General features: G+C 39.0%; 22 protein-coding genes and 1 riboswitch. Of the genes, 10 read left to right on the plus strand and 12 right to left on the minus strand.

Annotated elements, in window-relative coordinates; genetic code table 11:
- Nucleotides 1-9 precede the first annotated feature (9 nt).
- Entirely contained in the window at nucleotides 10-2,049 is a 2,040-nt protein-coding gene (locus ABC255_RS04390) for a molybdopterin-containing oxidoreductase family protein (protein ID WP_412991613.1), read from the minus strand.
- 265 nt (nucleotides 2,050-2,314) lie between these two features.
- On the opposite strand from ABC255_RS04390, the gene ABC255_RS04395 reads away from it, so the two are divergent.
- Both ABC255_RS04395 and ABC255_RS04400 read left to right on the plus strand, forming a co-directional pair.
- Entirely contained in the window at nucleotides 2,315-2,635 is a 321-nt protein-coding gene (locus tag ABC255_RS04395; protein WP_412991615.1) for a TM2 domain-containing protein, read from the plus strand.
- 27 nt (nucleotides 2,636-2,662) lie between these two features.
- A complete protein-coding gene (locus ABC255_RS04400) occupies nucleotides 2,663-3,433 on the plus strand; it encodes a M48 family metallopeptidase (RefSeq protein WP_412991617.1) in 771 nt (256 codons plus the stop codon).
- Nucleotides 3,434-4,109: 676 nt separating this feature from the next.
- Here ABC255_RS04400 and ABC255_RS04405 read toward each other — a convergent pair.
- Complete coding sequence (locus ABC255_RS04405) at nucleotides 4,110-4,853, minus strand: C39 family peptidase (protein WP_412991618.1); 744 nt, start codon at nucleotides 4,851-4,853, stop codon at nucleotides 4,110-4,112.
- A gap of 286 nt (nucleotides 4,854-5,139) precedes the next feature.
- Between ABC255_RS04405 and ABC255_RS04410 the strand changes: the two genes are divergently transcribed.
- The 3 genes from ABC255_RS04410 to ABC255_RS04420 are packed head-to-tail and all read left to right on the plus strand — an operon-like array spanning nucleotide 5,140 to nucleotide 8,238.
- Nucleotides 5,140-6,387 carry an efflux RND transporter periplasmic adaptor subunit gene (locus ABC255_RS04410; RefSeq protein WP_412991619.1) on the plus strand — a complete coding sequence of 416 codons (1,248 nt, stop codon included), beginning with the start codon at nucleotides 5,140-5,142 and terminating at the stop codon, nucleotides 6,385-6,387.
- 8 nt (nucleotides 6,388-6,395) lie between these two features.
- Nucleotides 6,396-7,118 (plus strand): ABC transporter ATP-binding protein, encoded by a 723-nt coding sequence (locus tag ABC255_RS04415; protein ID WP_412998481.1) that lies wholly within the window; start codon nucleotides 6,396-6,398, stop codon nucleotides 7,116-7,118.
- A complete protein-coding gene (locus ABC255_RS04420) occupies nucleotides 7,099-8,238 on the plus strand; it encodes an ABC transporter permease (RefSeq protein ID WP_412998482.1) in 1,140 nt (379 codons plus the stop codon). The genes ABC255_RS04415 and ABC255_RS04420 overlap by 20 nt, the downstream gene beginning before the upstream one ends.
- Nucleotides 8,239-8,376: 138 nt before the next feature.
- Here the strand turns inward: ABC255_RS04420 and ABC255_RS04425 are convergent, their stop codons facing one another.
- Nucleotides 8,377-8,823 (minus strand): DUF6376 family protein, encoded by a 447-nt coding sequence (locus ABC255_RS04425; RefSeq protein ID WP_412991621.1) that lies wholly within the window; start codon nucleotides 8,821-8,823, stop codon nucleotides 8,377-8,379.
- A 127-nt stretch (nucleotides 8,824-8,950) separates the two neighbouring features.
- Entirely contained in the window at nucleotides 8,951-9,397 is a 447-nt protein-coding gene (locus ABC255_RS04430) for a helix-turn-helix domain-containing protein (RefSeq protein WP_412991622.1), read from the minus strand.
- Between the two features lie 194 nt (nucleotides 9,398-9,591).
- Between ABC255_RS04430 and ABC255_RS04435 the strand changes: the two genes are divergently transcribed.
- Nucleotides 9,592-10,203, plus strand: coding sequence for a transposase (locus ABC255_RS04435; RefSeq protein ID WP_412991624.1), 612 nt, complete (start codon nucleotides 9,592-9,594; stop codon nucleotides 10,201-10,203).
- Nucleotides 10,188-11,672: a YifB family Mg chelatase-like AAA ATPase gene (locus ABC255_RS04440; protein ID WP_412991625.1), complete on the plus strand. Its 1,485-nt coding sequence runs from the start codon at nucleotides 10,188-10,190 to the stop codon at nucleotides 11,670-11,672. The genes ABC255_RS04435 and ABC255_RS04440 overlap by 16 nt, the downstream gene beginning before the upstream one ends.
- Before the next feature lie 155 nt (nucleotides 11,673-11,827).
- Here the strand turns inward: ABC255_RS04440 and ABC255_RS04445 are convergent, their stop codons facing one another.
- The 5 genes from ABC255_RS04445 to ABC255_RS04465 all read right to left on the minus strand — a co-directional run bounded on the left by ABC255_RS04445 (nucleotide 11,828) and on the right by ABC255_RS04465 (nucleotide 17,540).
- Nucleotides 11,828-13,435 (minus strand): aminotransferase class V-fold PLP-dependent enzyme, encoded by a 1,608-nt coding sequence (locus tag ABC255_RS04445; protein ID WP_412991626.1) that lies wholly within the window; start codon nucleotides 13,433-13,435, stop codon nucleotides 11,828-11,830.
- On the minus strand, nucleotides 13,428-13,994 hold the full coding sequence (locus ABC255_RS04450; protein ID WP_412991627.1) for a glycerol-3-phosphate acyltransferase: 567 nt from the start codon (nucleotides 13,992-13,994) through the stop codon (nucleotides 13,428-13,430). Before ABC255_RS04450 ends, ABC255_RS04445 begins: the two co-directional genes overlap by 8 nt.
- A 525-nt stretch (nucleotides 13,995-14,519) precedes the next feature.
- On the minus strand, nucleotides 14,520-15,899 hold the full coding sequence (locus ABC255_RS04455) for a S1C family serine protease (RefSeq protein ID WP_412991628.1): 1,380 nt from the start codon (nucleotides 15,897-15,899) through the stop codon (nucleotides 14,520-14,522).
- A gap of 240 nt (nucleotides 15,900-16,139) precedes the next feature.
- Nucleotides 16,140-16,952 carry a zinc transporter ZupT gene (gene zupT / locus ABC255_RS04460; RefSeq protein WP_412991630.1) on the minus strand — a complete coding sequence of 271 codons (813 nt, stop codon included), beginning with the start codon at nucleotides 16,950-16,952 and terminating at the stop codon, nucleotides 16,140-16,142.
- Between the two features lie 207 nt (nucleotides 16,953-17,159).
- Nucleotides 17,160-17,540 carry a hypothetical protein gene (locus ABC255_RS04465; protein ID WP_412991631.1) on the minus strand — a complete coding sequence of 127 codons (381 nt, stop codon included), beginning with the start codon at nucleotides 17,538-17,540 and terminating at the stop codon, nucleotides 17,160-17,162.
- Nucleotides 17,541-17,898: 358 nt separating this feature from the next.
- On the opposite strand from ABC255_RS04465, the gene ABC255_RS04470 reads away from it, so the two are divergent.
- Together ABC255_RS04470 and ABC255_RS04475 are read left to right on the plus strand one after the other, a co-directional pair.
- Nucleotides 17,899-18,555 (plus strand): 5-bromo-4-chloroindolyl phosphate hydrolysis family protein, encoded by a 657-nt coding sequence (locus ABC255_RS04470; protein ID WP_412991632.1) that lies wholly within the window; start codon nucleotides 17,899-17,901, stop codon nucleotides 18,553-18,555.
- The gene (locus ABC255_RS04475) at nucleotides 18,552-19,739 is read left to right on the plus strand and encodes a toxic anion resistance protein (RefSeq protein WP_412991633.1); all 1,188 of its coding nucleotides are present in this window, start codon (nucleotides 18,552-18,554) and stop codon (nucleotides 19,737-19,739) included. The genes ABC255_RS04470 and ABC255_RS04475 overlap by 4 nt, the downstream gene beginning before the upstream one ends.
- A 41-nt stretch (nucleotides 19,740-19,780) precedes the next feature.
- On the opposite strand, the gene ABC255_RS04480 is transcribed toward ABC255_RS04475, so the two are convergent.
- Entirely contained in the window at nucleotides 19,781-20,617 is an 837-nt protein-coding gene (locus ABC255_RS04480; protein WP_412991634.1) for a M15 family metallopeptidase, read from the minus strand.
- Between the two features lie 215 nt (nucleotides 20,618-20,832).
- A riboswitch (cyclic di-GMP riboswitch) is annotated at nucleotides 20,833-20,919 on the plus strand.
- Between the two features lie 462 nt (nucleotides 20,920-21,381).
- On the opposite strand from ABC255_RS04480, the gene ABC255_RS04485 reads away from it, so the two are divergent.
- The gene (locus ABC255_RS04485) at nucleotides 21,382-21,525 is read left to right on the plus strand and encodes a hypothetical protein (protein WP_412998652.1); all 144 of its coding nucleotides are present in this window, start codon (nucleotides 21,382-21,384) and stop codon (nucleotides 21,523-21,525) included.
- 100 nt (nucleotides 21,526-21,625) lie between these two features.
- Here ABC255_RS04485 and ABC255_RS04490 read toward each other — a convergent pair whose 3' ends face one another.
- Nucleotides 21,626-23,467 (minus strand): bifunctional diguanylate cyclase/phosphohydrolase, encoded by a 1,842-nt coding sequence (locus ABC255_RS04490; protein WP_412991635.1) that lies wholly within the window; start codon nucleotides 23,465-23,467, stop codon nucleotides 21,626-21,628.
- A 178-nt stretch (nucleotides 23,468-23,645) separates the two neighbouring features.
- Nucleotides 23,646-24,242, minus strand: a complete 597-nt coding sequence (locus ABC255_RS04495) for a DUF5317 domain-containing protein (RefSeq protein ID WP_412991636.1) — start codon at nucleotides 24,240-24,242, stop codon at nucleotides 23,646-23,648.
- Nucleotides 24,243-24,330 lie beyond the last annotated feature (88 nt).

The following is a 24,330-nucleotide window of genomic DNA, read 5'->3' on the forward strand; positions in this document are numbered from 1 at the left end:
TTCACCCGTTTATACATCACTGTATATTTTTTCGACGCTGACACGCCCAGAAAAGAAGGTTGCGCCGCCGCCCATGTCGGCGATTCGATCGGGTGTTAGGGTGTTGACGAGCTGTTTTGAGCCGTCTAAATCCGCCCAGAGGCCTTGGGTGACGACTACTCCTGGAAGGACATTTTCGCCTACGGTCACTTTTAACAGACATTCTCCGCGCTGGTTCCAGACCCGGACCTGGTCGCCATCTTCAATCCCCGATGACTTAGCGTCCTTGCTGTTCATATACAATCGAGGTTCCTTTTCAAGGCTGATGTGCTTTTGGTTATTTGAAAAGGTAGAGTTTAGGAAATTATGATTGGGTGCAGGAATAAATTGATAAGGATGTTCTCCGTCATTAACTAAGGGAGTGTAAGTTGGCAGTGGAGGATATCCATTTGCTTTCATCCGCTTTGAGTACAATTCAATTTTCCCTATAGGTGTTCGCAATTTGCCCAGAAACAGTGGGGTTACCTCCGCTTTCATAAAATGCTTCTCTACTAAAGTTTCATAATCAATTCCTTGCAGATACGGATTGGCTGGTTGATTAAGTGCTTGTGCGATCATTTCTGCTTCTGTATCCTCAAATGCGGCTTCTTCAAAGCCCATTCCTTTGGCCAAAAGACGGAAAACATCGACGTTGGATTTTGACTCCCCATACGCTTCTATGACTGGCTGCTGAATCTGAATGTAATGGTGCCAATAGGAAGTGTATATATCTGTATTCTCAAAAGACGATGTTGCAGGAAGTAGTATATCAGCGTATTTGGCGGTCTCGGTTAAAAATAAATCGTGGACGACGACGAATAAGTCCTCCCGCTCAAGACCCTTTCTGACTTTATTCCCCTCTGGAGCAACTACCGCAGGGTTACTGCTGTATACATACAGTGATTTTACAGGCGGGTCTGCCGTTAACAAAGCTTCTCCAAGCAAGTTCATGTTGACTACCCTTGTCTGTTTATTTTTCAGTAATCTTGGAAGCTGCAGTTTTGTGGTGTTGACCGAAAGATACCCTGAATTTCCTTTGATGGCACCGCCGCCTTTGATGAGCCATTGACCTGTCAATGCCGGTAGACATGAAACCGTTCTGACAAACATACCGCCATTGTCATGGTGTTGCGGGCCATTGCCAATCCGAATAAAGGAAGGCGAGGTTTTCCCATACATTCTAGCAAGCTTATAAATATCTTCAACAGGAACCCCAGTTATACCTGAAACAGTAGCAGGGTCATATTGAATCACATGCTCGCGAAGTTCCTCATAGCCAACAGTATATTGGTGTAAAAAGGTGGAGTCGACCAGGTTTTCAGCAAATAAAATATGCATAAGTCCTAATGCGAGAGCACTATCAGTCCCTGGTAAAATCGGAATAAACCAATCTGCTAATCTTCCAGTTTGGTTTTTATGCACATCAATAACGACAATTTGAGCCCCGTTTTGTTTGCGTGCTTTTTGCGCCAGAGCTACTTGGTGCATATTGGTGCTAGCTGCGTTGATACCCCAAAAAATAATAAGTTTGGAATGAATCGTATCTTCCGGGTCAATGCCGTAGCTGCCACCCATCGTATATCTGTAGCCAACCGAGCCAGCAGAAGAGCAGATACTCCGGTCCAGTTGTGATGCTCCCAAGCGGTGAAAGAATCGGCGGTCCATCCCCTCCGCATTCAGCAGCCCCATGTTTCCATAAAAACTATAAGGGAGAATACTTTCAGGACCCTCTGTTTCGATAAGTGTTTTCCACTTGGAAGTTATTGTAGCAATCGCTTCATCCCAGCTGATTCGTTCAAATTTACCTTCACCTTTAGCTCCAATTCTCTTCATAGGATACTTTAAGCGGTTTTCATCATAAAGCCGTTCCGCCATATTCCGAACCTTATTACAAATATTCCCTTTCGTCACCGGATGCTCCGGATCACCTTCCACCTTCACAACTCTTCCATCCACCTTATGCAAAAGCAACCCACATTGGTCCGGGCAATCTAGTGAACAAACAGATTTAAAAACCCCATGTTTATCCATATTGAGTATTCCTCCCCTCGGTGACAGGCACCATTTATACATGACTGTATATTTTTATATGATTACTATCATATGACAGCTTAGGAGGTCCAGCAAGGTTATAGCAAGAGTAATCTAGATTAGCAATTCTCTTTATTTTGGAAATTGAACTAAAAAGTTACAAATTAATTGAATTTTTTACATTTTTTTTAATTTTTATAGTAAAAATGTACTGGGTAATTTATAATATTTTTGTAATCTTTTACAATAATAGGAGGAATTTATAATGCAAAACATTTATGCCAAGCAAGATTTAAGCTCACAGGAACTTCAGCTTTTAGCATCGGAGATGGACCGTAGAAAGAAATCTACTACAACAACATGGCTACTCTGGTTCTTCTTAGGGGGATTAGGAGGACACCGCTATTATCTTGGAAGAACAGGTAGTGCAATTGCTATGACACTAACGCTTGGCGGGCTTGGTATTTGGTCGCTGATTGACCTGTTTTTAATTAGTGGGATGTTAAACAAGAAAAATACGGAAGTTGAGAGTCAAATTATCAGTGAACTTAAGTTGATGAAAAATGCAAGAACCCGTGAAGCATAATCATTTCTAAGTAAAACGGAGGTTCAAATGGAAGAACGACTGGTACATGATAATGAAAAGGCCTATTATACGCTGTGCTTAGTCATCAGTATAATAACTTATTTAGGACTTATACTTTCAATTATTGGAATTTTTTATATTATTATAGGTTTTATTATTACCATCTTTGTACAGGGAATATCTGTCGGGCATATTCGAAATAATGGGGTTAAATTAACTGAAAGACAATTTCCTGAGATATTTGAGAGAGCGAGAAATATTGCCCTTCAAATGGGCGTTAGTGATGTTCCTGATATCTTCATTGTTGAATCAGGTGGAACGTTAAATGCCTTTGCTACTCACTTTTTAGGAAGAAATTTTATTGTCCTCTACTCTGATGTTGTGGAACTTTCGAAAGAAGGCCATAAGGAAGAACTGGATTTTATTATTGCTCATGAACTTTCTCATATAAAAAGGAAGCATGTTACGAAGCAAATATTGATTCTTCCCGCATTGTGGATTCCTTTTCTTGGAAACGCTTATTCTCGAGCTTGTGAGTATACCTGTGATCGAATGGCAGCTTCCTATATTAATAATTCTGCCTTTGCCGTAAATGCACTGGCCATTTTAGCAGTAGGAAAAAGGCTTTTTGTTGATATAGACATTATTGAATACATACAAACAGCTAAATCAGAATCAGGTTTTTTCATCTGGCTTAGTCAAGTACTTTCTACCCATCCTCCATTACCTAAACGAATTGAGGAAATTCAACATTTTAACAGGATGATAGATGTTTTTAAAGTGACTAAAGTAGGATAAACCACATCTTAGGAATTTAAATTTAAATATACGTAAAGAGACTACTGCCTAATTCCACTTTAGTGTAGAAGGGTAGTAGTCTTTTTATGTGAGTCCTATGAGAATATCCTTTCGATGAGCCAGAAGACACCTAGTGCAGCGACGATAATGGAACCAATTTTGATAATCATTCCCATGAGTTTAGCTTGAACATGCAGGTTAGCAACGGAAGAACTAATAATACAAGCGCTAACTGAATAACTTCATACCGATGTTAAAATTCAAGAGGGGACATTCAAATATTTTTGGTTTTATTTTTTGTAAGAAGACGTAAACAAGCATAAGAAAATAAAAAGCTGATTAATTTCACCCAAAGTGATATTGATTATCTTTTTTTAATAGAGAGTAGGGCAATGAATCTATTTATTACTCTAAAAGCTCGACGTTCAGCATACTCATAACAAGCTACACAAACCCTAATCACTTTCCCACGATCATCAAAATACTTCCTTAAAGGTCTGCCACGCCGTTTACAAAACCCACACTTACCACCGAATAAACCAAAGAAAGACATCTATCTACCCCCAATAAATAAAAAAACTCCTCACTTTATAATATTCTAGTAGGGTACACAAAGTGTCCACCCTAGGTGGAAAGTGTCCACGAGAGGTGACAGGCACCCATTTTGGCCTACATTTTAATAGAGAACTACAGCTTGTTTCCCCATTTGTTCCCACGCCTGGATAAAGTTTTTACGGTCAACTTTTTGGTTCTTCGTTCCATAAGGATTGTTAATGTAAATATTCGTAGAATCATAACCGGTGATCACGACGCTGTGCATGTTATAGGTAATGTCTACGGTTCCTTCTGGTGTCTGCCATGTTTCAAATTCAGAAATAGGTGCAAAGGTCGAGGTTGTGATCACCCAAACGGGATTTCCGTTTGCTAATTCTTCTATTAATTGGTCGAACGACGAATTTGTTAAGTCGGCTGCATTCAGATATTTTTGTGCTAATTCAAAAATAGGTTCATGGTAAACGCCTAAACCTGGTCCATCCTCCATATTGCCCACAAACCCCGTGTTTGGATTCCCATTCTCACCATTACTATATTGTAATGGAACTCTAGTAATCTCCTCTGCTAGTTCATTTTTTGTTACCGAAATCCCTTTATAATTGAGAATCATCGCTAGACTGGTTACTTCGCATCCATTATAGAGCCGTGGCGAATCCATTTGATTAAGCAAGGGTACATCCAGCTGCATTTCATCTGCGATTTTATGATCCTCTGAAACACTGGTTTGTTCTGATAGAATCTTTTCTTCTACTACACCTGTATTAACATCTACCTCCGAGGTGATTGTTTCCTTATTGTTTGTATAAAGGAAAAAGCCTGTAATTACCACGATCCCAACCATGCTAAGGTTTAATATTTTTATCATTTGGAATACCTCCTATTTGGTTTGGAAGGGGGAAAAGGCACTATTCTATTAAAGAATAAGGGGGAATTATGAACAAATTATGAATAGACTAGGAACATTCTATTAACCAAACAACCAAATATTAAAAAAATAAGACCGACATATTCCTGACACATTGGCGACCTATGATAGGCATTGTGGAAAGACGCGTCAGAATAAAAGGTACATTCAACCAACTACAGCTGGCTCAGAATCAGTCTGGACAAACTCAATCGGATCAAATTCAATAATAGAGAGGAAGAGAAATTTGAAAAAGTGGATTATTATTTCGGTAATTATTGTTGTAATATGTGGAGCGAGTGCCTGGTTTTTATTAGGTAATACAGATCAAACTCAAAGTGTTGAGGCAGCACAAACAACAACAGCACAAAAAGGAAAATTAGAGGTAGCCGTTAGTGGTTCGGGTTCAGTTACAGCAATTACAGATCAAGATGTAACAGCAGCAAATACAATTCTTGTTGTAGATAGCGTTAGTGTAGCAGCTGGAGATTCAGTAGATAATGGTGACACACTTGTAACGTTTAATAATGGTGATGTTGTTACAGCTCCATATGATGGAGAAATATCATCCGTTAGTGTGAGTAGCGGCAGCGGAGCTTCACAAGGAACAATCCTTCTTCGTATGGAAGATGAAGATGAAGTCATATCACCTGTAACAAGAGGGGACAGTAGTGTAAGTACAGATAGCTCGAGCGGAGGAAGTACTGGCGGAAGCAGCTTAACAGCGGATACTGTCAGTGTAAAAGAAGGAGATGTTGTAGAAGCAGGTGCAACACTTATAACTTTTACAGATGGAAGTATCTTACAGGCTCCAGTTGCAGGAACAATTATAAGTCTTTCTGTTGCAAGCGGTGATTCTGTGCAAAGTTCAGCGACAGTTGCGCACATAACAAATTACAGCACTTTGCAAACAACCATTAGTGTTGATGAATTAGATGTTACAAAAGTAGCAGTAGGACAGGCAGTAAAAATAACAGCAAGTGCATTTGAAGATGAAACCTTCGAAGGGGTCGTAACCAAAGTAGCAACGGTTGGAACATCAACAAATGGGGTTTCTACATTTGACGTAACCGTACAAATCACAGATCCAAAGAGCCTGAAAATTGGTATGTCAACTGAAGCAAGTATTTCAATAGAGAGTAAAGAGGATGCAATATACGTTCCGGTAGAAGCAGTGTATACAAGTGGAGATGAAAAATATGTATTAGTTCCTACATCTTCAGATGATTCAACACAATCAACAAATAAGATAACAGTAGAAACGGGCATAACAAATGATACCTTTGTAGAAATTACAAGTGGGTTAGCAGAAGGAGATTCTGTTCAAATACCGAGAGTCCAATCTAGCGGTAATTCTTCTCAAGGAGGAATGATGATGCCAGGCGGCGACTTCCCAGGCGGCAACTTCCGGGGTGACAGCTCCGGAGGAAGAAGTGGAGTTGGAGCTCCAACAGGTGGCGCGGCTCCATCAGGCGGCGGACAAGGAGGAAACTAATGATGACTATGACTGAGCCAATTATTCAAATTAAAAACATGAAGAAAATGTATGAACTTGGTGGCGAAACGGTAATGGCTCTTCAAGATATTTCCCTTGATATTCGAAAAGGTGATTTTATCTCTATCATAGGTCCATCGGGGTCAGGAAAATCAACATTTATGAACATGATTGGGTGCTTAGATCGACCAGATTCAGGTGAATACATGCTAGATCATGAAGAAGTAGGGAAAATGAAGAGCTCACAACTTGCGACGATTCGAAATGAAAAAATTGGGTTTATTTTTCAAAACTTCAATCTCATACCAAAGCTAACAGCAGTTGAAAATGTAGAGCTTCCTCTCATTTATCGCGGAATGAAAGTGGCTGAACGGAGAGAAATTGCGTTAGAGGCTTTGAAAAAGGTAGGATTGGTAGATAGAGCGAATCATTTACCCACTCAATTATCAGGGGGCCAGCAGCAACGTGTCGCAATTGCGCGCGCGCTGGCTGGACATCCCCCCATTTTACTAGCAGATGAACCGACTGGTGCACTAGATAGTAAAACAAGTAAGGAAATTTTGGAGACTATGAGTTTGTTAAATGAGCAGGGCCATACCATTATTCTCATTACACATGACTTAGAAGTAGCAAAACGAGCAAATCGTGTCGTTCGTATACACGACGGTCAATTATTTGAGAATGGGGGTGAATGGTTTGCAGACAATCAGAATGGCACTGAAAAGCATTAAAGGAAATAAAGTAAGAGCATTCCTGACGATGCTAGGTATTATTATCGGTGTATCCTCTGTTATTGTCATGGTTGCGATTGGACAAGGGTCAACGAAAGAAGTGCAAGATCAAATTGGCAGTCTGGGTACAAACGTATTAACGGTCAGTGTTACTGGTTCAGATGTTACTTTTAAAGAAGAGGATGCAAATCAAATTCAGGATGTTAATGGTGTAGAAGCAATCGCTCCAACTATTTCTGGAAGGGTAACCGTAAAAAATGGACAGACGAACGCACAAGTGTCAATGATAGGAACAACTTCTTCTTATATAGATGTTCGTGATTTACAGTTGCAATCAGGACGTTTCATCGCAGACTTGGATAATGATAATCATTCAAAAATAGCGGTGCTTGGTTCAGACACTGCACAAACATTATTTGGGTTCGGTGATCCGGTTGGAGAATCTGTTAAGGTGAACGGAACGTCATATAAAGTTGTTGGGGTTCTTGAATCTGTCGGAAGTTCATTAGGAACAAGCGGAGACAGTACGATTATTGTGCCCCTTAGCACAGGACAACGCTTATCCTCTACGACTGAAATTGGGTCAGTATATGTTATGGTAGAAAATGAAGATATGATTAATTTCACATCACGTCGTATCGAACAAACCATGTACACCATTGTGGGTGATGCTGATAGTTATAGTGTATCCAGTCAAGAGGATTTAATGGAAACTGCTACATCTGTCAATGAAACAATGACATTAATGCTAGGCGGAAGTGCTGCTATTTCTCTTATTGTTGGCGGTATCGGTATTATGAACATTATGCTCGTTTCAGTTTCAGAACGTACCAAAGAAATTGGTATTAGAAAAGCAATTGGAGCAAAACGAGGAAATATCCTTCTTCAATTCCTCATTGAATCGATGGTATTAAGTTCACTTGGAGGAATAATAGGAGTTGGAATTGGCGTAATAGGCGCCCAAATATTTACGTTAACGACAGGAACAACCATTGCCTATTCTGTACCTGTCATGCTGTTATCATTTTTATTCTCTTTATTAGTTGGAGTGGTATTCGGTGTATTTCCAGCGAATAAGGCATCTAAGCTTGATCCCATCCAAGCACTCCGATATGAATAGAAAAAACAAAGCGACTCCGTGCTGCGAGCGCTTTGTTTTATTATTTTTCAATATCCGCTTGAAGCATTGCGATAAAGCTAGAAAAACAGGCTGAATGAGTCAGCCTGTTTTTCTACTTTTTCGAGTAGTGGAGAAGAATTATTCACCAAGCTGCTGAATCTGATCAATAATACTGGTCACATCTTGAACGGTCTGAAATAACTCTGTATTTTCGAGAATAGCAGGATCAAGCAGTCCATCTTGGAAACTACTCATGAAGGTTTCAATTTCACTGACGATAGCACTGTTTTGTTCAATAATTTGCTGGTGAAGCTCAGCTGCAATATCCGGTGCTTGCAGTTCATTAAAAGCTTCCGCTGTTTGCTGCATTTGTTGAAGCATATTTTGAAGATCCTCCGCTGCTTGGAGATCACTTATAGCCTGCTGTGCAAGAGCAGGGGCATCACTGGCAAAATCAGTCGCTGCGGTTAAATAGTCTGTTGCTTCATTAATATAACTTATCGTATCCTGTGCATCATTAAGGAACGAACAACCTCCCAATAGCAATAACATGCACGTAGACAATACAATCAATAATTTTTTCAAATTAAAACCTCCTTTTTTATGGTGCCTGTCACCGCTCGTGGACAAATAGCACCATTTGTCCGTGAGGAGTGGACAGTTGGAAATCTGAGGTGATTTTAGAAATATAGATGTAGATTATTATTTAATTTTAATTATCATATTCAGAATCATCATAAAAATAACTAGTTTTCCTCGTAGAAACACTGGGCTTTTTATTGGCAATTTTCTTCTTAAATGGATGTTTTGTATGTTTATTTTTGAAATTATGCGTTATTTCCTTTTGGAAAACCTTTCTTCTTTGTTTATCTCTCTGAGTCATTACTTTGTTTTTGCTGCCCCGATATGTCCATACTCTATTTAAAAAATCTATATTATCCTTTTCAATTTCTGTAGTTAGCTCGTGAGGTCTCATTTTAAATGCCTTAGCGAGGTAAAAAAAGGGTCCAAGTTCTAAATCTGGATACATCTCTGCTTCTAGTTCGCGAATAAATTTGGGGTCTTCACCAATAAGTTCAGCAAGATCTTCAATTGAAAGCTGCCTTTCCATTCGTAATCTCCGAATTACTTTGCCATGTTCAAATTTTCCTAAATACATTTTTTTCCCCTCCTTGCATGTTAATTATATAATTAATTCCATTTAATTAGAAATGATTGATTTTTCTTATGCAAATTAAGAGGGATCTTGGTGGATGTTGTCGAAATAGTATAACTTAATGTATTCTGTTTCCTTCGCTTTTCAGCTTCACCAACTTTTATCTGCCAAATTCCAATTGAATAGGAGTGACTGCTATGGGGCGAAAACGCCGTGCTTGGTTTCCTGGTGCAAAATATCATATTACAAATAGAGGAAACCGGAAATCTACACTTTTTTATGATGATGAGGACCGCATGAAATATCTTAGTTTTTTAAAGGAAACAATGGTTCGCTTCCCCTTTACCCTTCATACCTTCTGCTTAATGACCAATCATACACACCTCCAGATTCAAACTTTAGACACTTCTCCAACCATTCTCATGAGTCATCTCAACACCAAATACGCAAAATACTTCAATAAAAAATACGACTATAGCGGTCATGTATTTGAAAAACGTTATGGTGCTGAGTTATTAGGTTCACTTGATTACGAATTCGATGTGAGCAAGTATATCCACCTGAATCCACTGAAAGCAGGGCTAGTGGATGAACTAGAGGACTATTCATGGAGTAGTTACCACGCTTATGTTAATGGGGAAGTCACCCAACTTGTCGATACAAAACATCTGCTTTCTTATTTTCCCGATCCCGCTGCCAAGCATTATGAGGAATATATAAAAGCTCCGCTAATGGATCTGTTTTTACTCGATAATGGTAAGGTTCTGATGATTCCAAGGAAAGAGGAAAATCCATGTGTGCAAAAGTAACGAGTATTGGATTAAAAGGTATGGAAGGTTATCGTTTAAATGTGGAAGTAAAAACGTTTGTGGGGAATGACTCAATTCGAATTGTGGGGCTCCCTGATGCGGCGGTTAAGGAGTCGAAGGAACGCATTAGCGCTGCTCTTCGATCATTAGGATATACAATAAATGGTCAAAAAATTATCATAAACCTTTCACCCTCTGAACAGAAGAAAAGTGGTCCAATGTTTGATCTGCCTATGGCGATTGGGGTGCTATTGAGTCTGGATGAACTGGTGATTTCGATTCCTGACAACTATGGATTTATTGGAGCACTGTCGTTGGACGGAGCGATTGTGCCAGTAGAAGGTATGCTCCCAGCCGTTTTATCTGCTAAAAAGCTAGGCATTAAAAGGCTTTATATGCCGTATGACGAAAAGCAGCCTGTTCTCGAGATTGAAGGACTTGAAATTATTTATACTTCTAGTTTAAGAGAAGTGATTGAGAATTTAGAGGGAAGAGGGGGCGCACTTTTTACTCCCAAAAAAGACGAACTTGATTCACAACACAGTAACTACATAGATTTTCAGCAGGTCATTGGTCATCAGGATACGAAAAGGGCATTGGAGGTGGCGGCTGCCGGGGAACACCATGTCTTGATGACAGGGCCGCCTGGATGTGGAAAAAGTATGCTTGCTGAGAGCTTTCCATCGATTCTACCTCCATTGTCAAAAGAAGCACGACTCGAAATAATCGCCCTCCACCAATTAAGTGGAACCCACTATCCTAACACCAATATCCCTCCATTCCGAAATCCTCATCACTCTGCATCTGGTATCTCTATCATTGGCGGTGGGACCTATCCAAAGCCGGGTGAGATTTCCTTAGCTCATCGAGGAGTACTATTCCTTGATGAAATTGCTGAATTTCCGAAAAAGACCCTTGATATGCTTCGTCAGCCGTTTGAGAGTGGCAAAATTACGATAAGCCGTACACATGCGATTCTTACCTACCCTGCATCATTTATCTTACTTGCTGCCATGAATCCATGTCCATGTGGCTATGCAGGTTCGAATACACATTATTGCACCTGCACACAAAGGCAGGCCAAAAACTATCAAAATAAAATTTCAGGTCCGCTGCGAGATCGATTTGATATCCGTCTCACAATAAAACCTGTTACTCTTAATAGAGATACCTCAAAAGAAGAGGTAACGTCATTCGTTTTTAAAAGTAGGGTGGAGGCTGCTAGAAATCGGCAATATGAACGTTATGGAAAAGAAATATGCAATAGTAGAGTCAGCTATGATATTCTGCAAAAAACAAGCCCGTTAACACAAGAACAGCAGAAAATAATTCAACGGCTTTCGGTTAAAAAGAACTGGAGCAACCGCACCCAAATAAAAATCATCCGCTTAGCTCGAACCATTTCAGACCTAGAAGGGAACACCACCATAACCGACCAAAGCATTTTGGAAGCAGTGAAGCTTCGTTGAAAATGACAACAAAGGTGGTGACATCAATAGTGGTACCATCAACAATGATGACATTGGTGACAGGCACCGCCCGTGGACACTGTCCACCTCAGGCGGACAGTTGATACACAAAAAAGTCACTGCTCAGGCTCTTCTAGCAGTGACTTAATTCAATCCTATTTACCATTCACTAGCGCTTGTTGGATGGCAGTTTGTTCATAGGTTATTACTCTATTTAAAAGATTGGCCATTTTTTCTAGGTCGGCTTTATCGTAGTGGTCGATGCATGCAATCTGAATCCAGTTTCTTTTCTGTAGATAGTCACTTTCGTAGTGGAGCTGGTAGCCATGATTGAAGAGGATATCTCCAATTACAACAGAAGAAAGGGACCTTGGTATTTCAATCGTGAGAATGATGGGGGAACTGTTCTCTTCACTGATAATGGTAAAACCAAATTGTTTCAGCTGATTTTTTAAGAAAGAATGTGTCTCCACCACTTTTTCAAACGTTTCTCTATTTATCTCTTCTAATGCTGCTAGAAGGGCCTCCAAAAGGTTAGATGACTGAGAAAAAGGAATGCTGTCCTTAGCCATGTATGTTCCTAAATCAAGATATTTTGTCAGTGTTAATGACGGCTTTACCTCGTGGTGGTGGAAAACGAATGAAAGACCAGTTAGAGCACGAATGGCTTTTCCGCTTACACCCGTCGCTAAATACACACCCTCTAAATCGACTTCAATCGCACCTAATGAACTGATGCAATCAAGGCAAAGCTTGAGTTTGTGCTGTTCCGATATTTCCTTCAGCAAACTTAGATCATTGAGCATACCAGACGAAGTTTCACTGTGAACGACCCAAATCCAGCCGGTTTTACTTGAGATATTAGAAATAATTTCATCTCGGGTGAAGGCATGTCCCCAGTCTTTTTGAAGTACATCAAATTGGAGACCCAATCGATTCGCTTGTTCTACCAAACGAATGCCAAATTCTCCATTTGCTAAAATAAGTCCACGGCCAGTCTCTAACGAAAGCTGTCCTGCCACCACATCATTGGCCAGTGTGCCAGACCCTAGGAAAATATGAACATATTTGCTGTTTACTAATTTAGTGAGAATATCCTTGGCTTTAGCTATTTTTTCTTTATATTGATCGGAACGGTGAGAAATCGGTGATTTGCCTAAGGCATTCATGACCTTTTCTGAAATTTGAACAGGTCCCGGCAAAAAGGGAATCGCCGGTGGGAGAATTCTGCCCGCAATTGACTCGTCAAAGGTCGTTTTCGTCAAGTACATTGGTTGAAAGCGTGCTTCATCTGTGCCGGTTAAATGAGCAAAAGGCTGGAATCCTAACTGACCATAGAGCTTTAATTGGCGGACTGTTCCAGAAATGAAAGCAATATCGTATCCTTTTTTCAAGCAATATTTTATTAAAAACTGTGCGAGTCCTAAAAAGACACGGCCATTTCGATATTCTTTTTTAACGGACAGTAGTCTAACCTCACATGGTGCGTTGACTGGGAAAGAGAGTGATTGTTCGACAGGGCCGATTTTTCGATCAAGTGAAAATGGCCGGTTATCACGAATCGCTGTCATCCCTATCACTTCATTTTCTTTTATACAAATGATATATGTATTTTCAGCATGGAAAGGATCAACTAATTTTTGTTCCTCATTCTTTTCATGCTGCGGGATTTCCTCTGAAAAAGTTTGATAGTTTAAGCGATGAATTTGTTCGAATTCATCAGCCGTTGTTGCAATTTTGAAAAAGAACTCGTGCTTACTCATTAGGTTTCAGCCTTTCCTTGAGATTTTCTGCATGTGCTGCGTAAAGCATTGCGATGATACCTAATGCTATAATGCAACTTAGCCATTCATTATTTTTTAAAAAGAGTACCACTGGGATAAATAGAAATGCCCCTAATCCTGCTAATGTAAAGCTTTTCATAAAAGGGTAGAGCACCCCGAATCCTAGGATAATTACAGGAACAAGGATTGGTTCAAAGGTGATGATCCCGCCTATGAAGGTTGAAATCCCTTTTCCACCCTTAAATTTCAGAGTGATGGGCTTGATGTGACCGAAAATGGCTAATGCTAACCCTAGAAGTTGAATAGATTCCGAGAAATGCAGGTAGCGTGCCGCTAAAATAACCAGGATCCCTTTTAGTGCATCCCCAAGAAAAATGAGTACAAAGGCTGTTTTGCCATGAAGGCGGCCGGCATTTCTTGCACCGACATTGCCGCTTCCTTGAACCCGAATATCGTTACGATAGAAGATTTTCGTGATAAGAAAGCCAAACATAATACTTCCAATAAAATAGGAAATAATAAAATACAACCATAGCATGTGTAACACAACCTTTGTGGGTTCTTGGAACTCATTTGGAAAAAATGAATTTATTACCATTATAATAGAATTCCTTGATTATTCACATATACTTTGTAAAATCTAATTACGTTAATAAATAAACATCCTCGTGATTGAGGATGTTTATTTATTAATCTCCGCTACCGCCGGAGTCGCCACCCCCAGAATCACCGTCTGAGCTGTAGGCATGATCGGTGCTATAATCGTTGTCATAGCTAGAGTGATGAGATTTGCTATTACTTCGATTAGGAAAAATCAAAAAGGCTAATATAATGGAAAGTACCCCAAAAAATACTTGCTCAGCAAAAATCAGATAAACTCCAAATATGAAAATGAGGAAACCAATAAATCGTAAAATCCCTCTCAGAAGACATTCCCCCTCAAAAATAGCATTTATAAATAGATATTATCTCCTATAGCTTTTTATACCTGAGGGGTGCCTGTCACCATTTATACATTTTCCTTCATTTATTCATCCATTTATGCATACTCTGTAGCAGTCACCTATTCGTCGTCTTTTTTCTGTTGTTTCTTTTGTTGTTCTTGGAGTGCTAGTATGATGTCCTGGACGTCGATTTTTCCATCGCCGTTTAAGTCTGGGATGGTGTTTTCTGGTATAGTTGGCGGTGCTGGTGGTGCCTGCGGTAGACCCGCTGCTGCAGGTGCAGTTACTGGTTTCCGTTTTCTGACAAAGGTAAATATCAAAAGAAGTATGATCAGTAATGCTGCAACGCCATCAACGATATAGAAAATGGTTTTATATTCTGTCCACAATGTTTTACTGTCTCCAGCTCTTTGCTCCGAATTGGTGATAAATTTTTTGATTTCGGAATGGTTCGGATACAGTCTCTGAACTGCTTCAAATTTTTCAAGAGCATTATTGTAATAACCGCCCCAATAAAGCTCAAGCCCTTCCTTGTAAAGTTTATCTGTGCTGCTAGAAGAATTCTTTGCTCCCGCTTGGTTTGTGAATTCCTTAACGGTATTCACAGGAACCGAGAAGTTAAAACCTTGAACCTCTTGACCATTTACGGTATCGCCTCTAAAGGTCAGTAATCCAATGATTTCTCCTTTTTCATTGATTACAGGTCCACCGCTATTACCATGTGTGGCTGCGGCATTAATTTGTATAACCGGGCTTCCTTGCTCCGTTTTCTTATCTGTAGCAGAAATTTGACCGGCATTCATAGACGATACAAGTGAGGAATCAGGTGATAACAAATCAGAATCAGCTGCTGCCGGGTAGCCGCTTACCCAAATATTATCCTGGTTTTGAATTGTCTCGGAATTCCCAAGCTTTAATGTAGGAAGGTTTTTTCCTTCAATCTTAAGTACCGCTACATCTTTCCCTTCATTGACAGGAGCACCATAGCTTTTCACTTCACCATCAAGAGTTTCTCCACCTGGTAAAATAACCTTAATTACCTTTTGGATCCCAGTGTATTGCGTATAAGTCAGCATATATTCGTACGCTGTATCATAATCTACCTGAAAATAATCCGCGATAATGGTAACAAGTTGGTCAAATGCAGCATTGGCTATATCCTCATCTTCCATTTGGGCAGCTTCTACAACATGGGCATTGGTAACCACATAACCGTCTGAACTAATAATCGCCCCTGACCCAGATCCACCCACAACAGATTGGTAGTTTAACTGACTTAGTATTGCATCGACTTCAGGGTCATTTGGATTGTTAAACTGCCAGCCAACAACAGAGTAGCCAAGAATCCTAACAACCGCTGGCTTCGTGTATTCCGCTAGCTTCTGAGCCTGAGAAATATTCGAAGAGCTTGGTTTAATACCCATTAGAACAAAAGAAGTAACAATCACCCCGATAAGTATCAAACAAAGAGGAATTGTAAAAAGAGCCCTCTTCATCATTAAATTCACCCGCTTCCATGAATTTTGGAAATTCCATCTAATATATGCCCTTACTCAAATATTGAAACTTTGTACTTAAAAATAAATCATCATTGCTCAATTTTGGTGCCTGTCACCACCCGTGGACACTTTCCACCCAGGGTGGACACTATCAACTCTCTGGTGGACAGTTAGAGGATTCCCAAATAGCAAAAAGCCAGCATTTCTGCTGGCTCCAAACTATTCCATTTCAATGTGTGATTAGATGAAAAGTAAAAGGCTTATTGCCATAACGGCCATTCCAGCAATAAGACCGTAGATTGATAGGTGGGTTTCGTCATATCTTTTGGCGGCAGGTAATAATTCATCAAGGGAGATAAACACCATGATCCCTGCAACGGCTGCAAAGATAATTCCGAACATAATATCATTTAAAAAGGGCATTAAAAATAGATACGCAACAAGTGCACCAATTGGTTCAGATAAGCCAGACAAGAATGATAGTTTAAAAGCTTTTTTCTTATCACCAGTCGCAAAGTAAACGGGTACTGAAACAGCAATGCCCTCTGGGATGTTATGGATCGCTATCGCGACAGCGATGGCAATACCAAGTGCAGGATCCTGTAAAGCAGAAGTGAAGGTTGCGATTCCTTCTGGAAAATTGTGAATTCCGATGGCAAGCGCAGTAAATGTCCCCATTTTTAAAAGATCAGGCTTCTTTCCATCATTAGTACCTGGCTGATTCATATCTTCAACTGTTTTCAATTCGTGCGGATTGGATTGTTTCGGTATAAATTTATCAATTGCGGCAATCAGAAGCATGCCTCCGAAAAAACCTCCAACCGTTAACCAGTTCCCTGGAACAACACCCAATGAGTCAACAAGAGCTACCTTTGCTTTTACAAAAATTTCAACCATCGACACATAAATCATCACACCGGCTGAAAACCCGAGGGTAACCGATAGAAACTTTGTATTGGTATGTGAAGTGAAAAATGCGAGCAGACTTCCTATGCCTGTTGCAAGGCCAGCAAATAATGTCAGCCCAAATGCTAATAGCAGATTCTCCGTCATAGTCTCTTCTCCCTTTATTTATTAATGATGTATTTTATATTTGAATGTTTTGAATAATATTATATATGCGCGAATACAGGAATGTTTCCTTTGAGAAACATTTTACACCGTCCGAAACAAAAAAACAGTAAAAATAATCAAAAAATATAAAAAAGCATGAGATCCTTGAATTTTCCTCAAGAACTTCACGCTTAGTTTAAAAAAAGATTAATACCCTGGACCGATTCCGCCGCCATATCCCGCGCCATATCCACCCATTCCCGGACCATAACCAGATCCGTACATGCCATAACCTGGTCCAAATCCAGAATAGCCACCAGGATAGCCATATCCAGCTCCATATCCTGGACCATAACCACCGTAACCAGGACCATATCCACCACCAAGACTCGATCCTAAATATCCTAATCCAAGTCCGAGCAATCCAGCTCCAACATTCCCTAAATTAAATCCGCCGCCATGGTGACCACCGCCATGATGACTGCCGCCATGGTGACCACCGCCATGGTGACCGCCACCATGCTGTCCTCCTTGATGTCCAAATCGATAATTAACGGGCATTCCAAATGGTTGATACATTCGTTTCATCGCGCTCCTCTATCTATTTATTTAAGATTTTAATGTAGTACCTTCATATCCTATGATTAACTGGGTAAACCTCTTGGACTAAAGCCTAGAAAACACTAAACAACAAGAAAGAGATGGTTAACTGTCCGCCTGGGGTGGACACTGTCCACGGGTGGTGCCTGTCACCATATTCACAAAAAAATACGTCTCAGGTCTTAGTCTTGTTTACGTTTGTAGTCTATGGAAAGCAGGAGTTTTATGGTGTATTGTTGAAGTAATGAGAGGGATCTTTCCTTTTTTTGTATTTTGTATTTGGTGAAACATTTTTGTTGTTGATTCGTATGAATATAAAGGATTTTTTAGTCAGGAGTCGATTAAGATGAACCGATTTTTATCATTTCTAGTTCAATTTGTTGTGACTGTTCCATCTGCGGTTACGGTATGGTTTTTAAGTTATTTTGCGTTCGATTTCACATTTTTGATTTCATCCGCCATTTCTTTAGCCGGCGCGGTTGTTGTTTCTAAGATAACATCCGGGATCATGACATCCAAATTTTTGAAAAAACATCAGCTCACTAGAAAAGAATATCGTTATATAAAGAAGAATTTAGATGAAGCGAAACAAAAAATAAACAAGCTAAACAAATCATTATTTTCCATTCGGGACCTTCCGACAATAAAGCAGAGAATTGATGTTCTCCGGATTACAAAGAAAATTCAAAGCATGACCCATACAGAACCGAAGCGCTTTTATAAAGCGGAGAAGTTTTATTTTTCCCATCTCGATTCTGTTGTTGAGCTAACAGAAAAATACAGCTTTTTATCACAGCAGCCTAAGAAAAGTCATGAAATTGATGTTTCTTTATATGAGACTCGTCAAACCCTAACAGACTTAACAATGGCCTTGGAAGAGGACCTTTATCATGTTGTTTCAGACGACTTAGATTCCTTGAATTTTGAAATTGATGTTGCAAAACATTCCATAAAAAAACTTAATAATACTAAAACCATAGACGAAAGCAGGCGGCTAAAATGAGCGAAAATAACTCACCGCAGTTGAATAAAACTGGAAATTTATTAGATGATATCCTAGCCAACCCTTTTGGTGACAACGAGCTTGCACCACAATCGCAAGCACAGCCTGCACCACAGCTTCAGGAAGCCAAGCCTACAAAGCTGATTGATGTCATTCCTGAGGAAAACCGGGCAAAAGCCTATCAGCTTGCTGAACAAATTGACCCAAGAAATCACCAGGCGATGATTACCTACGGTACCCAAGCACAAGGGAAGCTCTTAAGTTTTTCTCACACTATGCTTGAACATGTACAGAAAAAGGATATCGGCGAGGTTGGCGAAATCATTAGCGATTTAATGAAGCGACTGGATGAGGTGAATCCGGATGAACTGAAGGATGGGAAGCCATCCTTTTTCGGACGTATGTTTGGAAAAATTTCAAACTCACTTCAAGAAGTGTTGTCAAAATACCAAAAGACAGGTGCACAAATTGACCGGATAAGTGTAAAACTTGACCGCAGCAAGAATGTGCTGTTATCGGATATAAAACTATTGGAACAGCTCTATGAAACAAATAAAGAATATTTCCATGCTTTAAATGTTTATATTGCGGCAGGGGAAATTAAGCTAGAAGAATTGCACCAAAAAACAATTCCGGAAATGAAACGTGCCGCCGCAGCAACGAATGACCAAATGAAGGTCCAAGAAGTAAACGATATGATTCAGTTTGCAGACCGTTTGGACAAACGCTTATACGATTTGAAATTAAGTCGTGAAATTACGATTCAAAGTGCTCCACAAATCCGTCTCATTCAAAACACGAACCAGGCACTTGTGGAAAAAATACAATCGTCCATCATGACGGCTATTCCGCTTTGGAAAAACCAAGTAGCTATTGCACTAACGCTCATTCGTCAGCGCCATGCAGTCGAAGCACAGAAAAAGGTATCACAGACCACCAATGAGTTGTTATTAAAAAATGCAGAAATGCTAAAAACCAATACGATTGAAACAGCAAAAGAAAATGAGAGAGGACTCGTTGATATCGAGACTCTTAAAAAGACTCAGGAAAACTTAATCACCACACTTGAAGAAACGATGCGCATTCAAGAAGAAGGGCGCCACAAACGCCGTTTGGCTGAGCAGGAACTTGCAAATATGGAAAATGATTTAAGACTAAAACTCTTAGAAATCAAAGGTAAATAAGGAAAGCGTCAAGTTCCTCTAACGGAGCTTGACGCTTTTTACTATACTTCACTAGTGTATTCTTCAAGCGTAATACCTTTTTTCATAATCTCAAGTGCAATTTCCTTCCCAACATAGCGAAGGTGCCAAGGTTCGTATTGGTATCCTGTAATACTTTCTTTTCCCTGTGGATATCTAATAATAAACCCGTATTCAGCTGCGTGCTGCTCAAGCCAAACTGCCTGTTTAGTACCTCCAAAACAATCTTCAGCGGCACACTTTCCATTTCCGCCTGTAACATCAATAGAAAGACCCGTCTCATGTTCACTCGTGCCAGGTAATGCACTATACGTTCTCGCCTTTTCATATCCATCACGGTTTACATAGTAGTTAAACAATGTCGTTTGCGTTGCATGAGATCGGTAAGCTGAAACCCCTAATAGGGATATGCCTTCTGCTTTAGCACCAGCAAATAGTTGATTTACCGCCACAGCCGCTTCCTTTCTCATTTTTCGTTTTTCGTTTGTCACACCAGAAACAAAAGGAATATCAGTAAAAATGAGATCAGTAGGATTATAATTGTCAGGCAGTTTATTCTGTTTATTAACTAGCACCGGTATACTTTCTGGATTAAAAACAACTTGTATACTTTCGGGAGAGGCCGAACTCTCTTGTTCTTGTGGCTTTGCGTTTTCTTCAGTTAATGGTGGCTCAGATTGTTCAGTATGTTCGACATTATTCTGCTTTTGATCAGTTGGATTTGAGTTGTTATTATCAGGATCTGGCAGTACCTCAGACTGCTGAGGATTGGCTTTGGCATTCAGTATTTTTTCCGAACAGCCAGATAATAGTACAGTGGTTATAACAATTCCACCGATTATTGAAAAATATTTATTCACAATAAAACACCCTTACATATTAAATATAGAATTAATTCTAACAAGATTAGACGGCAATAAAGTACATTATGTTACATCTTTCGCTATCCATCAATGTAAATTTGAATAAATAGGCTGAGAAGCCTATAGTAAATTCGGGATATAGAAGCAAAGCAGGACCTAAGCCTCTTTATAATTAACTGGTTGTATCATATAGTTCTATTAAACACATAAATCGTACGAAACGGCAAAACTATTGAAAAATGGTGACGCAAAACTAAAGGGGCTAATGTTTTTTAGAACGATGCCAGCCAGTTACCGAACACGATGCTCTGCGATTTATGTAAATAAATTGAGGAGGTTTTTTTGTGTTGCTAAAAAATATGTTTTTAAAAGGGAAATACTATTATCATTTATTTCAGTACCGACACATTGAAATGATGCAGTATGATTGCTTATGTGATGAACTTAAGTGTGAACTAAAGGTGAAATCTTTGTACCATAATAGTAAAGCATTAGAATTAGGTGCTAGAATATAGAAAAAGTCTGGGTTGCCCCGGACTTTTTTATTTTGTGGTTTAATTGTGGATATGTTAATGGGGAATGTGGATAAATAATCAACAGCTGTGAATAAATATGTTGACTTAGTGGATAACTTTTTTTCTTTTGTGGATAATGAAACCTAACTGGAATAAAAATACTCATTATTGTGGATAACCTTCTCCATTTTTTTAATATTGTTCATACCTTGAAATAATTGGGGGATATTAAAAATAACCTTACCAATGGAGGAAACAATGGAAAAAGAAAAAGATCAAACAAGCGAAGGGCTCAACCAAATCTTCGAAATCATCAATGCCAAAGGTGACACAGGCGAGATAAAACAAATAATTGAAAACAATGAAGCAGAAAAGAATAACGATAGATAGCGTGCCGGTCACCAAGCTGACAATTAAAAGGTGTTAACAAAAAAGACCTCAAATTTTTAGTTTGGGGTCTTTTAATAACATGTAATATAACAGAATATCTTTATTTATTCACAACTAAAGACTCGCTTTCAACTAATTCCCTTGTATCATCAAGCTGTTTAATCATGGAAATAAACGGTTCGACGAATTGAGGGTCGAATTGTTTTCCAGAGCAGGTCCTTAGTTCTAAGATTGCTTCCTCAAATGTTTTTGTTTTTTGATATGGGCGTTCGGTGGTCATTGCATCAAAAGAGTCGATAATGCAAAGGATTCGTGCCAGTTTTGGAATTGACTTTCCTTTTAGTCCATATGGATAACCGTTGCCGTCATACCGTTCATGATGAAGTTCAACCAATGGAATCAAATCTTCTAATTTTTTATTGGTTGAAATGATTTCCTTTCCCCAGGTTACATGCTTTTTCATCATTTCCCATTCATGAGGCTCGAGTTTTCCCTTTTTATTTAAGATATCCCGAGGGATTTCAATTTTTCCAATGTCGTGGATTAATGCCCCCAGAATTAAGGTCTTTCGTTCGTAAACACTTAAGGATAGCAGCCTTGAAAAATCAATCGCATATTGATATACACGTTTACTATGCCGGTATGTATAAACATCCTTTGAAAGAAAGATCCGTAATTGCTGTTCTGCTTCCTCCAATTCCTTTTCTAAGGAAAGGGACCGTTGGGCTGAATATTCGGAATACTGATTATAAATTTGAACAAGATTTTTCCCTTGATCTTTGGCAGCGTACATCGCTTGATCTGCCTTGTTTAGAAGTTCAGAAATGTTATAGGTTGCTTTTTCACATTCTGCAATTCCAGCTGAAAAGGATAAGCAGCCATAAGGGAGACGTTCCACACCTTTATAGTAGGTGTCATTTGTTTTCTTCCGCAACTCATTCATAAAAGAAATAGCTTTCTGACAAGTAGTATTAGGCATTATGATGGAAAATTCTTCACCTCCATAGCGTGCCACTATGAAGTTTTCCAGTTCAGCTGCAGTTTTAATAAGTGATCCGAAAACCTGAAGTAGATGATCTCCTTCGATATGTCCATATAAATCGTTATATTTTTTAAAATCATCGATATCAAGAAGGGCTACACATAACGGCTGATCGTTTTCCTTTGCCGCTGTAACTTCTTTCTCTAAGATTTCTTTAAAATATCCATGATTATTAAGTCCGGTTAAAAAGTCTTTGTTTGCTTTCTCAGAAATCTCTTTAAATAAATGAAAGTGCTGCTTAAACGCTAAAGAAAGCAAAAAGGCAATACAGGTAAATAGAAAAAGGCCAAAAAAACTGTCCGAACTCATTAAAATTGCCAGAACTAACGAAAGCATGAGTGTACTCAAATATGGGGAAATTGCCTCCTTAATAAGTTCTCTAAAAACACTTTCAAAGCTTTCAGCAGCTGCCAGTATAAAGAATGCGCCAACAAAAATAACATTCATGGCAAAGTAAGAGCTAAAGGAAATTAAATAAGGAACCGAGTTATTGATATGAATGCTGCCGATGGAACCACCAGTTAAAGTGAATGTATAAAATGAACCAACGATCATTAGTACATAGCTGGAAAAATTAAATATATGTTTCCACCAAACAATTTTTCGTTGTGTGAAGGCAAATAAAATCGAATTAATTAGCAATACCGCTAAAGTTAAATCCAGTCCAAATAAAAAAAGACTAGCAAGGAATATAGAAGAATCCATAGAAAGTGAGTTACCCTTTGGGGGAAGGACTATAGGATGATGATTTAGAAGTAATATGGCTCCTGCCAGTGCAATAGTGATAGACCACTCGGAAATTGAATAGATTTTAAAATCATAAATTGTGATAAAGGCGATGAAGCCCAACACCGAGACTAGAAAAAGGTATTTATTAGTGGTTGTTTTTAAAAACTGCATTATTGTCCATCACTCTCATAATAAGATTGGAGAAAGTGAAGAATCACTTCCCCTCTTTTAACAAAACTTAAGGATTATATTAATCTAAATCCAGATGTTAAAGCAACAATAACAGATCCAATAATGATCGCATTGTATAAAATACCAGTTAATTTAAGGCCTTGTTTTTGGTCTTTTTTCATCTTTCTTCACCTCCCTTCAATGAAAGGGAAGCTGCATTGCCTTGTTTTGCTAAAGGGTGATTAACCATTAAATATTGGATAAAAAAGAAGATTCCAATATTCATAATGATATCGCCAATACTAATAATTTGAGTACGTGGGTATGGGTCACTTATTGGAATCACATCACCCAAAAATCCAAGATGTGTAGTAGACGTTAACATTGCATGCTTGGCATACAGGCTTTCTTTTAAAGCCTGGATGTAACCAGGATCTAAAACTGCTGCAGCCTCGACCGAAACAGGCATCCTGCCACCATTGAGAACCATCACAATAAAATTTAGAAAGACACCAATGAAAATGAGGATAAAACCTGGATTCTTACGATTTAGAAATAAAAAAATCAAACCGATGATATAGACAACAATATAAATAGACCCACTAAGTTGTCCTAAAAATTCACTATCGTTTTGAAGCATAAAAACAGCTAGTTGAACGACCAACAACAGAGGGAATACCCAACCCCACTTAAGATTTAACTGAGAGAAAGCCCTTAAGTTTCCTTTTCTGAGTATTCCTACAATAAACGAAATAAGTATGCCATCAAATACCATTATGTGTACCTGCCTATGCCAGAATATTAATCTAATAAAAATGAAGATTTAGTAAAGGGTAAATATTTCCACAATATCAATAATATTG

This window comes from Neobacillus canaveralius (assembly GCF_047237705.1).
Lineage (GTDB): Bacteria > Bacillota > Bacilli > Bacillales > Cytobacillaceae > Neobacillus > Neobacillus niacini_K.

What these genes read in the sequence shown, in the direction of transcription:
- ABC255_RS04390 (WP_412991613.1), bottom strand. Translation starts at nt 2,049, where the DNA reads ATGGATAAACATGGGGTTTTTAAATCTGTTTGTTCACTAGATTGCCCG.
- ABC255_RS04395 (WP_412991615.1), top strand. Translation starts at nt 2,315, where the DNA reads ATGCAAAACATTTATGCCAAGCAAGATTTAAGCTCACAGGAACTTCAG.
- ABC255_RS04400 (WP_412991617.1), top strand. Translation starts at nt 2,663, where the DNA reads ATGGAAGAACGACTGGTACATGATAATGAAAAGGCCTATTATACGCTG.
- ABC255_RS04405 (WP_412991618.1), bottom strand. Translation starts at nt 4,853, where the DNA reads ATGATAAAAATATTAAACCTTAGCATGGTTGGGATCGTGGTAATTACA.
- ABC255_RS04415 (WP_412998481.1), top strand. Translation starts at nt 6,396, where the DNA reads ATGACTGAGCCAATTATTCAAATTAAAAACATGAAGAAAATGTATGAA.
- ABC255_RS04420 (WP_412998482.1), top strand. Translation starts at nt 7,099, where the DNA reads ATGGCACTGAAAAGCATTAAAGGAAATAAAGTAAGAGCATTCCTGACG.
- ABC255_RS04430 (WP_412991622.1), bottom strand. Translation starts at nt 9,397, where the DNA reads ATGTATTTAGGAAAATTTGAACATGGCAAAGTAATTCGGAGATTACGA.
- ABC255_RS04435 (WP_412991624.1), top strand. Translation starts at nt 9,592, where the DNA reads ATGGGGCGAAAACGCCGTGCTTGGTTTCCTGGTGCAAAATATCATATT.
- ABC255_RS04440 (WP_412991625.1), top strand. Translation starts at nt 10,188, where the DNA reads ATGTGTGCAAAAGTAACGAGTATTGGATTAAAAGGTATGGAAGGTTAT.
- ABC255_RS04445 (WP_412991626.1), bottom strand. Translation starts at nt 13,435, where the DNA reads ATGAGTAAGCACGAGTTCTTTTTCAAAATTGCAACAACGGCTGATGAA.
- ABC255_RS04450 (WP_412991627.1), bottom strand. Translation starts at nt 13,994, where the DNA reads ATGCTATGGTTGTATTTTATTATTTCCTATTTTATTGGAAGTATTATG.
- ABC255_RS04455 (WP_412991628.1), bottom strand. Translation starts at nt 15,899, where the DNA reads ATGATGAAGAGGGCTCTTTTTACAATTCCTCTTTGTTTGATACTTATC.
- zupT (WP_412991630.1), bottom strand. Translation starts at nt 16,952, where the DNA reads ATGACGGAGAATCTGCTATTAGCATTTGGGCTGACATTATTTGCTGGC.
- ABC255_RS04465 (WP_412991631.1), bottom strand. Translation starts at nt 17,540, where the DNA reads ATGAAACGAATGTATCAACCATTTGGAATGCCCGTTAATTATCGATTT.
- ABC255_RS04470 (WP_412991632.1), top strand. Translation starts at nt 17,899, where the DNA reads ATGAACCGATTTTTATCATTTCTAGTTCAATTTGTTGTGACTGTTCCA.
- ABC255_RS04475 (WP_412991633.1), top strand. Translation starts at nt 18,552, where the DNA reads ATGAGCGAAAATAACTCACCGCAGTTGAATAAAACTGGAAATTTATTA.
- ABC255_RS04485 (WP_412998652.1), top strand. Translation starts at nt 21,382, where the DNA reads ATGGAGGAAACAATGGAAAAAGAAAAAGATCAAACAAGCGAAGGGCTC.
- ABC255_RS04490 (WP_412991635.1), bottom strand. Translation starts at nt 23,467, where the DNA reads ATGCAGTTTTTAAAAACAACCACTAATAAATACCTTTTTCTAGTCTCG.
- ABC255_RS04495 (WP_412991636.1), bottom strand. Translation starts at nt 24,242, where the DNA reads ATGGTATTTGATGGCATACTTATTTCGTTTATTGTAGGAATACTCAGA.